The 13,511-nt window shown below is 68.9% G+C and carries 13 protein-coding genes; 3 read left to right on the forward strand and 10 right to left on the reverse strand.

All coding sequences use genetic code 11. The features are described from left to right. Positions 1-158 precede the first annotated feature (158 nt). The gene (locus tag AB3X08_RS10255; RefSeq protein WP_369938049.1) at positions 159-905 is read right to left on the reverse strand and encodes an SDR family NAD(P)-dependent oxidoreductase; all 747 of its coding nucleotides are present in this window, start codon (positions 903-905) and stop codon (positions 159-161) included. Between the two features lie 169 nt (positions 906-1,074). Between AB3X08_RS10255 and AB3X08_RS10260 the strand changes: the two genes are divergently transcribed. After that, positions 1,075-1,413, forward strand: coding sequence for an EAL domain-containing protein (locus AB3X08_RS10260; RefSeq protein ID WP_369938051.1), 339 nt, complete (start codon positions 1,075-1,077; stop codon positions 1,411-1,413). Between the two features lie 101 nt (positions 1,414-1,514). Further along, a complete protein-coding gene (locus AB3X08_RS10265) occupies positions 1,515-3,986 on the forward strand; it encodes a membrane-bound PQQ-dependent dehydrogenase, glucose/quinate/shikimate family (protein ID WP_369938052.1) in 2,472 nt (823 codons plus the stop codon). Positions 3,987-4,423: 437 nt separating this feature from the next. On the opposite strand, the gene AB3X08_RS10270 is transcribed toward AB3X08_RS10265, so the two are convergent. Continuing rightward, the gene (locus tag AB3X08_RS10270) at positions 4,424-5,278 is read right to left on the reverse strand and encodes a hypothetical protein (RefSeq protein ID WP_369938054.1); all 855 of its coding nucleotides are present in this window, start codon (positions 5,276-5,278) and stop codon (positions 4,424-4,426) included. 145 nt (positions 5,279-5,423) lie between these two features. Here AB3X08_RS10270 and AB3X08_RS10275 point away from each other — a divergent pair, with 145 nt between their 5' ends. After that, complete coding sequence (locus AB3X08_RS10275) at positions 5,424-5,831, forward strand: hypothetical protein (protein ID WP_369938055.1); 408 nt, start codon at positions 5,424-5,426, stop codon at positions 5,829-5,831. A 181-nt stretch (positions 5,832-6,012) separates the two neighbouring features. Here the strand turns inward: AB3X08_RS10275 and AB3X08_RS10280 are convergent, their stop codons facing one another. From AB3X08_RS10280 to hutG, 8 genes are all read right to left on the reverse strand, one after another. Further along, on the reverse strand, positions 6,013-6,405 hold the full coding sequence (locus AB3X08_RS10280) for a DUF3037 domain-containing protein (RefSeq protein WP_369938056.1): 393 nt from the start codon (positions 6,403-6,405) through the stop codon (positions 6,013-6,015). After that, positions 6,383-7,159: a HipA family kinase gene (locus AB3X08_RS10285; RefSeq protein WP_369938057.1), complete on the reverse strand. Its 777-nt coding sequence runs from the start codon at positions 7,157-7,159 to the stop codon at positions 6,383-6,385. The genes AB3X08_RS10280 and AB3X08_RS10285 overlap by 23 nt, the downstream gene beginning before the upstream one ends. A gap of 125 nt (positions 7,160-7,284) precedes the next feature. After that, positions 7,285-7,911 carry a TetR/AcrR family transcriptional regulator gene (locus AB3X08_RS10290; protein ID WP_369938058.1) on the reverse strand — a complete coding sequence of 209 codons (627 nt, stop codon included), beginning with the start codon at positions 7,909-7,911 and terminating at the stop codon, positions 7,285-7,287. Then, positions 7,911-8,168: an acyl-CoA-binding protein gene (locus tag AB3X08_RS10295; RefSeq protein ID WP_184410100.1), complete on the reverse strand. Its 258-nt coding sequence runs from the start codon at positions 8,166-8,168 to the stop codon at positions 7,911-7,913. The genes AB3X08_RS10290 and AB3X08_RS10295 overlap by 1 nt, the downstream gene beginning before the upstream one ends. 97 nt (positions 8,169-8,265) lie before the next feature. Further along, complete coding sequence (locus AB3X08_RS10300) at positions 8,266-8,994, reverse strand: hypothetical protein (RefSeq protein ID WP_369938059.1); 729 nt, start codon at positions 8,992-8,994, stop codon at positions 8,266-8,268. A 205-nt stretch (positions 8,995-9,199) separates the two neighbouring features. Then, complete coding sequence (locus AB3X08_RS10305; protein ID WP_369938060.1) at positions 9,200-10,636, reverse strand: serine hydrolase domain-containing protein; 1,437 nt, start codon at positions 10,634-10,636, stop codon at positions 9,200-9,202. Between the two features lie 193 nt (positions 10,637-10,829). Beyond that, on the reverse strand, positions 10,830-12,497 hold the full coding sequence (gene hutU / locus AB3X08_RS10310; protein ID WP_369938061.1) for a urocanate hydratase: 1,668 nt from the start codon (positions 12,495-12,497) through the stop codon (positions 10,830-10,832). Positions 12,498-12,559: 62 nt separating this feature from the next. Continuing rightward, a complete protein-coding gene (hutG, locus tag AB3X08_RS10315) occupies positions 12,560-13,429 on the reverse strand; it encodes an N-formylglutamate deformylase (protein ID WP_369938062.1) in 870 nt (289 codons plus the stop codon). Positions 13,430-13,511 lie beyond the last annotated feature (82 nt).

A 13,511-nucleotide genomic window follows, 5' to 3' on the forward strand; every position in this document is an offset into this window, starting at 1 on the left:
TTCGGTGCATGGACTTCGTCTTGCCGCTACCACTGCACGACGTGCACGCACCGCATGTATCGGTAGGAACTGCCGCGGCGGCGCGACGTGCTGCTGTTCGACAGGACTCGCCCGGGTCACGCGCCTGACCGGAGCGGTGACCACCGACCGTTGACGACTTACTTGAAGCCGCCGCCGGCCTTGATCTGCTCGCCGGTCACCCAACGGGCCTCGTCCGAGGCCAGGAACACCGCGACCGCAGCGATATCGTCCGGCGCGGCGATGCGGCCTAGCGGCGTGCGCGCCACCAGTTGGGTCTGGAAGTCCGAACCGACGAAGCCCGCGGCCTGCGCGCCTTCGGTATCGACCATGCCGGGGTTGATGCTGTTGACGCGGATGCCGCGCGGGCCCAGCTCGGCCGACAGCACGCCGGTGACCGCGTCCAGCGCGCCCTTGGTGGCCGAGTAGACCGCCATGCCCGGCGGGGTCAGCACGCTCACCAGCGAGCCGATATTGATCACGCTGGCGCCAGTCCCCAGGTGTTTGGAGGCGGCCTGGGTAACCTGCAGCGGGCCCAGCACGTTGATGTCCATCTGCCGGTGGAAGTGCGCCGGCGTTATGTCCTCCAGCGGCGCGACCTCATAGACGCCGGAGTTGTTGACCACGATGTCGAGCCGTCCGAAACGTTCCAGCGTCGCGGCGATCAGCGCCTGCGCCTGTTCGGCCTGGGCCACGTCGGCCTGGACGGCCAGGGCTTGACCGCCGGCCTTCACGATGCGCTCCACCACCGCGTCGGCACCGCTGCGGCTGGAGGCGTAGTTCACCACCACGGCGGCGCCTTCGGCCGCCAGGGCCAGTGCGATCGCCGTGCCGATCCCCTTGGATGCGCCGGTGACCACGGCGACTTTACCTGCGAGCTTGCTCATCTTGATGCGTCCTGAAAGAGAGGGAAGAACGCGCCCTGGCCCAATGCCGGTGGCGTGTGCAGCAAACAATGGGGCGCATGGGGCGGCCAAATAAGCCGGTCATCCAGGGAGAGTGCATCCCGTTTGCGGGACAAGCCCGAAGGCAATCGAGACCGCCGCACGTCTGGGCTTGCAGGGCTATCTGTCGATTAACTTCCTGCCCAACGCCGTGTACGAGCCGGTCACCTGCATGGAGCTGACCCTGCAGGCCGCGCAGCGCTACAGCTTCCCCAGCGAACGCCCGGCCTTCGAAACCGCCGAGTCAGAGCAGGTGCGCGATGAAACGCACCTGACCCGCATCTTCCAGGGCTGTCGCGAGCGCGGCTTCCTCATCGCTGTGGACGATGTCGGCGCTGGCTATGCCTGCCTGAAACTGCCGGCCGATTTCCAGCCCGACCTGATCGCGCCCTGGCGCGCGCGCGTTGGCATCCTGATGGAACGCAGCATGTCGCCTTTTTTGCCGCGATAGAACGCGCAGCGTTCACTTCCCGCTTGGGATAACGGTCCGCGGCGCGACGCGCTCATGCCGCTGCGGATGTTCCGCGCGGTGCTTCCTGCGAGGAATTTTTCATGAACGATCTTGATCAAACACAACGCCGCGGCGGTTGGCCGCTGCGGCTGCTGGGCGGCGCATGCGCGCTGATCGGCTTGGTGCTGGCGGCGGGCGGCGCGTGGCTGCTGGCGCTGGGCGGTTCCTGGTATTACCTGTTCGGCGGCTTGGGCCTGCTGCTGTCGGGCGTGCTGCTGGCGCGCGGTAGGCGCAGCGGTGCGTGGTGGTTCGCCGCGACCTTCGCGCTGTCGCTGCTGTGGGCGGCGTGGGAATCCGGCGCCGATTACTGGCGCTGGGTGCCGCGCATGGGCCTGATGGTGTTCCTGGGCCTGCTGCTGGCACTGCTGTTGCCGCGGCTGGACCGTCCGGTGTCGCGCGGCCTCTCGCGTGGCCTGGCCGGTGCACTGGCGCTGGTCTTCGTGGTTGCCTTCGCGCTGGCCTTCGTGCCGTACGGCGTCACCGAGGCCGACGGCATGCTCGCACACGCCGCCGGCATGGCGGCGGCGGTGACCGTGCCGCGTGCCGGGGCGCAGCCGGCCGAGGCGCCGGCCGAAGCGGACTGGGCCGCCTACGGGCACGACAATGCCGGCAGCCGCTACACGCCGCTGCGGCAGATCACCCCCGACAACGTGGCGCAGTTGCGGACCGCGTGGACCTTCCGCACCGGCGACCTGCCGGCCAAGCGCTGGGGCGCGGAGACCACGCCGCTGAAGATCGGCGACAGCCTGTACCTGTGTACCGCGCGCAACCAGCTGATCGCACTGGATGCCGCTACCGGCAAGCAGCGCTGGCGCTACGATCCCAAGGTGGCGGACAAATCCATTCCCTACACCGCGGCCTGTCGCGGCGTCAGCTACTACCAGGTTCCTGACGCGGCGAATGCAGCGCCTGCGCCGGGCGGCGGCGGGGCGCCGGCCGCGCTGGCAGAAGGGCAGCGCGCCTGCCGCAGCCGCATCATCGAGGGCACCCTGGACGGCCGCCTGATCGCGGTCGACGCCGCCAGCGGCAAGCCCTGCGAGGACTTCGGCACGCATGGTCAGGTCGACATCACCGTCGGCATGGGCGACACGCCGCCGGGCTATGTCTCGATCAATTCGCCGCCGACCATCGTGCGCGGCGTGCTGGTCACCGGCCATCAGGTGCTGGACGGGCAGCAGCGCTACGAGCCGTCGGGCGTGATCCAGGGCTTCGATGCGGTGACCGGCCAGCTGCGTTGGGCCTGGGACATGACCCATCCGGACTGGAACGGCGCACCGCCGCCGGGGCAGAGCTGGACCCGCGGCACGCCGAACATGTGGACCTCGGCGGCGGGCGACGAGCAGCTCGGTTACGTCTACCTGCCGATGGGCAACTCCAGCGCCGATTACTGGAGCAGTTCGCGCACCGCGGCCGAGGACCGCTACGCGACCTCGCTGGTGGCGCTGGACGTGACCACCGGCAAGCCGGTGTGGAACTTCCAGACCACGCATATCGACGTGTGGGACTACGACCTGGGGTCGCAGCCGACGCTGGTGGATTTCCCGCATGACGGCGGCAAGGTGCCGGCGGTGATCCTGCCGAGCAAGCAGGGCGAGATCTACGTGCTGGACCGGCGCAGCGGCAAGCCCTTGGTCGGCGTGGAGGAACGTGCGGTACCCGGCGGCGGGGTGGAGCCGCAGCGTCGCGCCAAGACCCAGCCGTTCTCGCTCTACCACTCGCTGCGCAAGCCGGATCTGACCGAGCGCGACATGTGGGGCATCACCCCGATCGACCAACTGGTGTGCCGCATCCAGTTCCGCAGCGCCAGCTACAAGGGCATCTACACGCCGCCGGAGGTCGCTCGCCATTCGATCGAGTATCCCGGCTATAACGGCGGTTCGGATTGGGGCAGCGTTGCGGTGGATCCGCAGCGCGGCGTGATCGTCGCCAACTACAACGACATGCCTAACTACAACCGGCTGGTTCCGCGGGCCAAGGCCGACAAGCTGGGCTGGGCGCCGCGCGACCAGGTCCGTGGCGATGCCGGCGGCGCCGAAGGCGCGGGCGATCCGCAGGCCGGCACGCCGTACGCGATCAACGTCAACGCCGGCTGGCGGCTGCCGTTCACCGGCCTGCTGTGCAAGCAGCCGCCCTACGGCGGCATCCGCGCGATCGATCTGGCCAGCGGCAAGACCCTGTGGGATCGCCCGTTCGGCAGCGCCCGTGGCAATGGCCCGTTCGGCATCCACTCCGGCCTGCCGATCGAGATCGGCACGCCCAACAACGGCGGCGCGGTGGTTACCGCCAGCGGCCTGATCTTCATCGCCGCGGCCACCGACGACATGATCCGCGCCATCGCGCTGTCCACCGGCAAGACCGTCTGGCAGGCCAAGCTGCCGGCCGGCGGCCAGGCCACGCCGATGCTCTACGCGGTCGGCGGCCGCGAATACCTGGTGATCGTGGCCGCCGGCCATCACTTCATGGAGACCAAGAAGGGTGACTACGTGATCGCCTATGCGCTGCCGGCGTCATAGGCTTCGCCAAGGCAGCGCGGGCGTGCGGGGTTCGTCCCGCCGTCGCCTGGTGTGCGGCGCGCGGCGTGCCATGTGCGGCGGATGCATTGCCGTACCTGGCGTGTCGCATGCGGGTGCGGCAAAACCGAGGGACGGTGAAGCCGCACGCGATGGCATTGCGGGCGGGTTTCCATGGATGTCTTGGCATCACGGCCACTTCGTCTTTCTGTCGCGGCTGAAGCCGCTCCTACAACAGGCGCACCGCGCTTCTGTAGGAGCGGCTTCAGCCGCGACAGGAAAAACGCCACGCCATCGACACGCGCTACGCGTAGCTTGCGGACTGAAGTTGTTCGAGTGCCCTCCAGCCGACAGGCATTACCGCTAGCGCCGGTCGCGGCCGAAATTGCGCCTACCTATGTGTCTGCGCGCGAACCGCGACGGCTCGTGCCGGCGCCGCGCTACTCCAACTGCTCGCGCGCGAACGCCGCGTCCAGCGCTTCCATCGCGTCGCGCGGCTTGAGCTTGGCCGCCTTTTCGAATGCGCCGGCGGCGGCGTCCTCGCGCTTGTCGCCGTGCAGCAGCAACAGCACGTTGGCGTATTCGACATGCGCGATCGGCGCATCCGGGGTCAGCTTCAGCGCTTGCTGGATATGCTGCTCGGCGGTCGCGGCCTTGGCCCCGTAGGTGAGGCCGCCGATCATCGCGCCGACCTTGCCGATGATCTCGGCGTGGTACAGCGCCAGCGCCATGTGCGCCTCGGCGTGCTTGGGTTCCAGTTCCAGCGCGGCCTCCAGCGATTGCCGCACCTTGCCGGCGATGCCTTGCTTGAGCGCCTTGACGATGCTCAGCCCCTGGCTGTAACGGCCCAGCGCGAACGCGTGGCGATAGTGGCTGTTGGCCTCGTCCGGCAGCGCGGCGATCGCCGCTTCGGCCAGCGTCGCGGCCTGCTGCAGGCGCTGCAGTTTTTCCTTGTCGTCGTCGACCAGGTAGCTGGCGTGGATGCCCAGCGCCTTGACCGCGACCGAAGCGCCGAACACGCCCAAGGCCTGTCCAGCGGTGTAGGCCTGCTGGAATTGGCCCTGATGGAAGGCGCGCCAGGCCTCGATCAGCGCCGCCGACAGCGTCTGCGCATCGTGGCCCTTGCCGGCCTTGCCGGCGGCGGCGAGCAGCGCCTGCGCGCGGGCCAGATCCGGGTACGGTTCGCGGTCGCCGGCGTGCAGCTTGGGCCAGGCTTTCTTCAGCGCCTCGCCCGGATAGGCGTAGGCGGTGGCGTCGTACGGAAACGGCGCCCATGCGGTCGGTTTTGCTGCCATGCCTGGCCTCCCTGAAGTTCGCGCCGAGCATGGCGCCGCGATCGCTGGCTGGCAAGCTGCACTGCGGATAGTGTGTTTGCTCAAGCCGCTGCCGCCAGCATGCGTCGCATCGGTGCCGCTGTCGGCACCTCAAAGGAGAGCTGCGATGGCGACCAAGAAGCGTTCCACCTCCGTCCGCCGGTCCGAGGCCCTGGCGCCGCGGCATCTGTGGCTGGCCGGCCTGGGTCTGGTGTCGTTGACCCGCAAGCGTGCGCTGGCTGCGGCCGCCGATGCCGCCAGCGGCGCGAACACCTTGAAAGCGCTGGTGGCGCAGCTGGCCGACGACGCCGAGAGCAGCGTGCGCGAAGGTGCCGCGGCGCTGCGCGGCCAGGTGCAACCGTTGAGCGCCGAAGTCGAGGCGCGGCTGCAGCCGGTGCTGGTCAAGCTCGGCCTGCAGCCCAAGCCGCGGGCCACGTCGCGCAAGCGGCCGGCGGCGACCAAGACCGCCAAGCGGGCGAGCAAGAAGACCGCTGCGCCGCGCCGCGCGGCGAAGCGCAGCGCACGCGCGCAGTAGCAGCGAACGGCACCGTTATCGGACGCGGGAGCGCTTCGGGTGCGGCGCCGTAGTGCGGGTGACGCGGCGTGGAGTCTGTCGCGGCTGAAGCCGCTCCTACAGGGGCTTGCGGCAGGCAGTAACAGGGCTGCCCGTTCGATTCACCAATATGCCGATAGATGCTGGCGACAACGTCGGCGAGCTAGCGCGGCGTCCGCACCATGCGCTCGAGCAGATGTTCGACCACGCGCTCGGGCTCGGTGGTGCGGCCGACATGCGCCGAAGACATCTGGATGATGGAGCTGCGTCGCGCGGTCAGCCAGTGGAAGCGCGCGCGCGGCGGCAATTGTGCGATCGGGCCGGCATCGGCGTCGCCGCGGCAGATCGCCGGGATCGCATCCAGGTAGGGGCGCAGGCGTTCGATGTCCAGGGTCGGGTCCAGTGCGTGCAGCCGCGCCGGCTCCAGTTCGATCGCGGCATGCAGCAGCCTGGAGGTCGGGCACGACACGATCACCCCGACGTTGACGAATTCCTCGCGCTCCACCCGCGGCACCACGCGGATGATCGCGTAGTCATACGTGTGCAGCGTGGGCACGGAGCGCCTCCTCGACGAATGCGGCGCGCAGCGCCAGCCGCCGTTTCAGGTAGTCGGCATAGGCCTGGCGGTGCGCGTCCACGTGCGCGAAGCTGGCTTCGGCCTGCAGCCACGCGTCCGGGATCTGCGCCACGATGGCGTCGATGACCGCATCGGTCAGCCGCGGCGCCAGCGCCGCGTCGGCCTGGGCGATGGCGCTGGCGTAGGGCAGCAGCACATGGTCGCGGATGCGCGCGAACGGCGAGGCGCAGGCGCTGCCGGCGTGCTCCCAGTCGTGGTGGAAATACAGCGCCGCGCCGTGGTCGATCAGCATCAGCTTGCCGTGCCAGACCATCAGGTTGGTATTGCGCGCGGTGCGATCGACGTTGGTGACGAAGGCGTCGAACCAGACGATCGCCGAGGCCAATGCCGGGTCCGGACGCAAGGCCGCCGGATCGTAGTTGATTGCCCCGGGCAGATAGTCCAGTGCCAGGTTCAGGCCCTCGCTGGCGCGGATCAGATCCTGGATTTCCGGATCCGGCTCGGTGCGCGCGAATTCGCGGTCGAGCAGCGCGAACACCAGTTCCGGCATCGGCAGGCCCAGCACGCGCGCCAGCTCGCCGCCCAACAGTTCGGCGATCAGCGCCTTGGGTCCTTGTCCGGCGCCGCGGAACTTCAGCACGTACAGGCCGTCGTCGTCGGCCTCGACCACCGCGGGCAGCGAGCCGCCTTCGCGCAACGGGGTTACGTAGCGGGTGGCGACGACGGTTCTCACGCGGATTCCGGGTGGCGAGGGCGGGGCGGCAAGCCTAGCCGATGCCGGCGGCGCTTGGCGAATCGATGCGCGCGGCGCAGCAGCCATTCTGCGTCGCCGCCGCCCGCCGAGAGCGGGTCCCGCGCTCAGTCCAGATAGGCCTGCATCAGCGTGGCCAGGTGGGTGCGCTCGGTCTCGCGCAGGAACGGGCTGATCAGCAGCATCACCTGCACGATGCCCTGGCGGATCGCCAGTTGCTCGTCCTTCTCGCCGCGCGCGGCGGCGTAGTTGAGCCAGAACGTGGCCACCACCAGCACGTTGGTGGCGATGCCGCCCAGTTCCTGTGCGGTGGCGCGCATCGCTCCGGCCTGCGCCAGCCCCTGGAACACCGCCTGGGTGCTGTCGTCGGCACGGCGCAGGATGCGCGCGAAGCGCAGGCGCAGGCGCCGGCTGCGGCTGAGGATCTCGTTCAGATCGCGATACAGGAAGCGGTAGTCCCAGATGCACTCGAACACCAGGTGCAGTTGCAGCCAGATGTCCTCCAGCCCGGGCAGGCGCGCGCCCGGCAACTCCAGCGCCGCGTCCATGCGCTCCTCGTAGCGCGCGAACAGGTGCTCGATGATGTCGTCCTTGTTGCGGAAGTGGTAGTACAGATTGCCCGGGCTGATCTCCAGCTCGTCGGCGATATGGTTGGTGGTGACGTGTGGCTCGCCCTGCGCGTTGAACATCGCCAGGGCCGTGTCGAGAATGCGCCGGCGGGTGTCGCGCGCCATCAGGCCAGCAGCTTCTTCACCAGGTCCACGTACTTCTTCTGCGCCTCGGCCTGCGGCATGCCCTTGAGCTTGGCCCAGGCCTCGTACTTGGCGGTGCCGACGAAGTCGAAGAAGCCCGGCTTGGCGCCGGCGACGTCGCCTTCCGCGCCCTGTTTGTACAGCGCGTACAGGCGCAGCAGGGTGTCGTTGTCGGGACGCTCCTCGCGCTGCTTGATGTCCTTGGCCGCTTTTTCGAAGGCCGCCTTGATGTCTGCCATGTCGTTGCTCCCGCCCTGACCGGGACGCATCACAGCACGCGCGCACGGTCCGGTCAACGCGGGCGCCGGACTCGCCAGTCCGCCCGCTGGCGGAGCTTCAGGCCACCGGTGCCGGCTGCAGCGCTGCGATGGCCTGCGGCTGCGCCTGCCGCGCCAGCGACGCCTTGGCGGCGATCGAGCGGATCGCGTCGGTCACGTCGGCGAGCGGAACGTGGCTGCTCAGCCGCTGGAAGGTGTCGCGGCTGTTGTAGCCGGAGCCGTCCTTCAGGTATTGCTCGTACATCGACAGCAGCTCGGTGCAGGCGGCGGTCAGGGTATCCACGTTGCCCCTGGCCAGGGCGTGACCGATCTGGTCCAGGCTGTGCAGGCAATCGGAGAGCCAATGCAGGTCGTAACGCGCGCTGCTCAGCTCCGGTCCGTTGTGGCCGCGGCTGTAGGCGCTGTAACGGCGGATGCTGCGGGCGACCCGTGCCACGTGCGCGAGCAGCGTGCCGATCTCGGCGGAGATGTCCAGATGTTCCATCACCAGGATCGACACCGGTGGCCGCTCCACGGCCTGCTCGGCCGGCGCCGCTTCCTGCGTCTGCAGTTCCAGCGTCTTCCGCAGGCTCGCATAGGCCTGTTGCAGCGTCTCCAGCTCGCGCGCGCTGATGGCCGCGCGCGCCTTCATCTGCGATAGCGCGGCCTGGTGGCGGGCGAGGCTGTCCTGCACGCTCGCCTGTTGTTGTTGCTCGCGGCGCAGGCGGCCGAAAAAGATCCAGGCGAGAACGCTGGCGGTGATCGCCCAGAGCGCGACGGCGGGAGTCAGGTAGATCAGGATGCCCATGAAGGCTCCTCGAAACGTTGCATCCTTTGTCGGCGCCGGTTGGGCGATCTTGAGCCCGACTGTCGCGATGCGTGACGGCGTTCCGGCTACGCGCCGGCCGGTGTGTTTTTCACCGCGTCGGGTTCGCTCGAACGCGTGGGTGGCATGCGCCGCATTGGGCGGAAGGCTGGCCCGCGGCGGGCGATTGTCGAGCGAGCGTTGTTCTCTACGGAGCGGGCTTGGACAGCGCCTTCGACTTCGCGTACAGCGCCTTGGCGATCTCGGCATCGCCCAGCGCAGCGTGGCATTCGGCCAGGCTGTCCCAGGCGTTGGCCGAGTCCGGATACAGCTCGGTGTTCAGGGTGAATACCTTCAACGCCCTGCCTGCACCGAGGCTCTCGCGGATGGCGTAGCCGCTGGCATTGATCGCGCGCTCCCGTTCGTTGGCGGGGACGCCGTCGCTGTCGCGCAGCCACGCATGCATGGCGTCGGCAGCGTTGGCGCTTTCGTCCATCGCATAGGCGATCAAGCGTTCGGACAGGACCGCATGCGGGAACTCCTTCGGCGCGACCTGCGCCATCGTGCTTTCCACCAGCGTGCTGGACCAGACATTGCGGGCGCTGCCGTTGGTGAAGTACACGAATATCCAGTAGCCGTTGGCCAGGCTGCCCTTGTAGGCGAGTCTCGCCCGCACGCGGGTGCCGCCATCGTGGCCGACCTGGGTGTAGCCATCGCTGCGGGTGGTATCCCAACCGGTGGAGAAGAAGTTGCTGCCGCCGCCGGCCAGCGTCTGCGGTTGCCACAGTCTTTCCAGGGTCGCCGTGCGCACCAGCTTGCCGTTGGCCAGCGCCTGCAGGAAGCGGTTCATGTCACCGACGGTGGTCTGCAGATCGGCGTGGCCCCAGCCGTAGCTCGGCCAGGGGTCTTCATCGGCCGGCTGCAGCGTGCCGTCCTTGCCGAGGTACGGCACGGCCGCGCGATCCCGCGGGACGCCGGCCAGACCCCACGACGTGCTGCGCATCCGCAGTGGCTGCAGGATGCGTTCGCGTGCGATGGCGGGGTAGGGCTTGCGGTAATGCGCTTCCAGCAGGGCAGTCAGCACCAGATAGTTGGCCTGCGTGTACTGCACGCGGCTGCCGGTGGCGAACTGCATCGGCGCCGCGCCGGCAACCTTGAATGCAGCGGCAAGGTCGGGCGCCACCCCAGGGTAGCCCTTGCTCACCCAGCGGTTGTCCACACGCTCGTAGTATTCGGCAATGCCGGAGCTGTGATTGAGGAAGTCGCGCACGTGGATCGCCTGCCATGCGGCCGGCAGGTCCGGGACGTAGCGGCTTGCCGGGGCATCCAGCTCCACCGTGCCCTGATCCACCAGTTGCATCACCAGCGTGCTGGTCAACAGCTTGGCCATCGACTGCGCGGCGAAGACGGAATCGACGGTGGCCGGCGCATGGGTAGCCCGATCGCGTTCGCCGCTGGCGCCCCGGTAGAGCACCTGGCCGTTGTGTGCGACCAGCACCGCCTGACCGGCGATGCCATAGCGTTCGCGGTTGGCCTGCAGCTGGGCGTCCAACTGCCAGGCGAGGTCGTGCGAGGTGTCCCGAGCCGAAACAGGCAGGCTGCCGAGCAGGGTGCAGAGCAGTGCGGCAGCAAGGGCGCGATACATCGCGGTGATCCATCGGCGGCGATGGCGCATCATCTTCACGACAGCGGACAGGGTCAAGCGTGTGTAGCCGCGCCGTTGCGGCCGCTCTTGTAGCAGGCATCGTGCACGCGGACCCATTGAGCCGAGCATGCTCGGCGCTACACAACGCAGGCGGGTGCCGTTAGTGACCGGCACCCGTCCAAGCGGCACGCGATCAGCGCAGAATTCCCGGCAGATCCAGCCCTTTCTCCTTCGCGCATTGCACCGCGATCTCATACCCCGCGTCCGCATGCCGCATCACGCCGCTGGCCGGGTCGTTCCACAGCACGCGGGCGATGCGCTTGGCGGCGGCTTCGCTGCCGTCGCAGACGATGACCATGCCGGCGTGCTGGGAGAAGCCCATGCCGACGCCGCCGCCGTGGTGCAGCGAGACCCAGGTCGCGCCGCTGGCGGTGTTGAGCAGGGCATTGAGCAGCGGCCAGTCGGAGACTGCGTCAGAGCCGTCGGCCATCGCCTCGGTCTCGCGGTTGGGCGAGGCGACGCTGCCCGAATCCAGGTGGTCGCGGCCGATCACCACCGGCGCCTTCAGTTCGCCGTTGGCCACCATCGCGTTGAACGCCAGACCCAGCCGGTCGCGATCGCCCAGGCCGACCCAGCAGATGCGCGCCGGCAGGCCCTGGAACTTGATCTTCTCGGCGGCCATGTCCAGCCAGCGGTGCAGGTGCGGGTTGTCCGGAATCAGTTCCTTGACCTTGGCGTCGGTCTTGGCGATGTCCTCCGGGTCGCCGCTCAGCGCCGCCCAGCGGAACGGGCCGATGCCGCGGCAGAACAGCGGGCGGATGTAGGCGGGCACGAAGCCGGGGAAGTCGAAGGCATTCTCGACGCCTTCTTCCAGCGCCATCTGCCGCAGGTTGTTGCCGTAGTCCACGGTCGGCACGCCCAGCGCATGGAAGGCGAGCATGGCGCGGATGTGGTTGGCCATCGAGTCGCGCGCGGCGGCCTCGACTTCCTTCGGCGCGCTGGCGCGCTTTTCGTCCCACTGCTCGACGCTCCAGCCCTGCGGCAGGTAGCCGTTGACCGGATCGTGCGCGGAGGTCTGATCGGTCAGCAGGTCCGGCTTGACCCCGCGGACCAGCAGTTCGTCCAGCACGTCGGCGACATTGCCGAGCAGGCCGACCGACAGCGGCTTCTTCGCCGTGCACGATTCCTCGATCAGGCGCAGCGCTTCGTCCAGGTCGTCGGTCCACGTATCCAGATAGCCGGTGCGCAGGCGCATGTCGATGCTGCTCTTGCGGCATTCCACCGCCAGGCACGAGGCGCCGGCCATCACCGCGGCCAGCGGCTGCGCGCCGCCCATGCCGCCCAGCCCGCCGGTGAACAGCCACTTGCCGGCCAGGCTGCCGTTGTAGTGCTGGCGGCCCATTTCGACGAAGGTTTCGTAGGTGCCCTGGACGATGCCTTGCGCGCCGATGTAGATCCAGCTGCCGGCGGTCATCTGGCCGTACATCGCCAGGCCCTTTTTATCCAGCTCGTTGAAATGGTCCCAGGTGGCCCAGCGCGGCACCAGGTTGGAATTGGCGATCAGCACGCGCGGCGCATCGGCGTGCGTGCGGAACACGCCGACCGGCTTGCCGGACTGCACCAGCAGGGTCTGGTCGTCGTCCAGGCGCCTGAGCGCGGCCACGATCGCGTCGAAGGATTCCCAGTCGCGCGCGGCGCGGCCGATGCCGCCGTACACCACCAGTTCCTGCGGGCGTTCGGCCACGTCCGGGTGCAGGTTGTTCATCAGCATGCGCAGCGGCGCTTCGGTCAGCCAGCTCTTGCAGGTGAGGGTGCTGCCGGTGGGCGCTTGGATGGTGCGGGTGGTGTCGAGGCGGGTCATGCGGATTCCTTGATCTGAAAGTCCGCACATGCCGGTGCGGGGTTTGCGAAGGATGCGCAGCGTCAAGCCTGCGTGGGGAGCGGTGCGGGTGCTGGCGGGGAGCGCGCGAAGTCCAGGCATGCCAGCAGCACCTGCTGCAGCACCGCGCGCAGCGGCGCGGCGTACTCCGGCCGCCAGGGCGAGGGCCAGTTGTCCGGCGACACCTCGGCCGGTTCGTGCATGTAGCCGCGGCAGGCCAGTTCCATCTGGATCGCATGCACGCCGCGCTGCGGTGCGGCGTGGTGGCGCGTGCTCCAGCCGCCCTTGAAACGGCCGTTGCGCACGTGGCTGAAGCCGCTGCCGGCGCAGACCCGTTCGACCGCATCGGCCAGCGCGGGGGCACAACTGGTGTCGTTCGCGCCGGAAGGTCCCGCGCTGCCGATATTGAACTGCGGCAGTTCGCCGTCGAACAGGTGCGGGATGCGCGAGCGGATCGAATGCGCGTCGTAGACCACGATGGCCGGATGCTGCGCGCGCAGGCGCTCGATCTCCGCATCGAGCGCGGCATGGTAGGGATCGAACCATTGCGCGCGGCGCGCGGCGATCTCGTCCGCGTCCGGCTCGGCGCCGGGGCGATACAAGGGTTGCGCGTCGAAGGTGGTCAGCGGGCACAGGCCGGTGGTGTTCTGCCCGGGATACAGCGAGGCGCCGCCGGGATCGCGATTGACGTCGATGACCGAACGCGAGATCGCGGTGCGCAGCGTGGTGGCGCCGAGCGCGGTGGCGAAGGCGTACAGCTGATCCACCCACCAGTCGGCATCGCGTTGCGCCAGCCACGGCGACACGAAACGCTCGGCCAGCGCTGCCGGCAACTCGGTGCCGGTATGCGGAAAGCTGAGGATCAGCGGCGCGTCGCCGCGGTGCAGGGTGAGCCAGTCGGGCAGGGTGGTCATGTGGGGCCTCGCTTTTCTGTAGGAGCGGCTTCAGCCGCGACCGGGCGTCACCGGTAAAGCCCGGTCGCGGCTGAAGCCGCTC

Origin of the sequence: Xanthomonas sp. DAR 34887 (assembly GCF_041245805.1) — a bacterium.
GTDB classification, from domain to species: Bacteria; Pseudomonadota; Gammaproteobacteria; order Xanthomonadales; family Xanthomonadaceae; genus Xanthomonas_A; species Xanthomonas_A tesorieronis.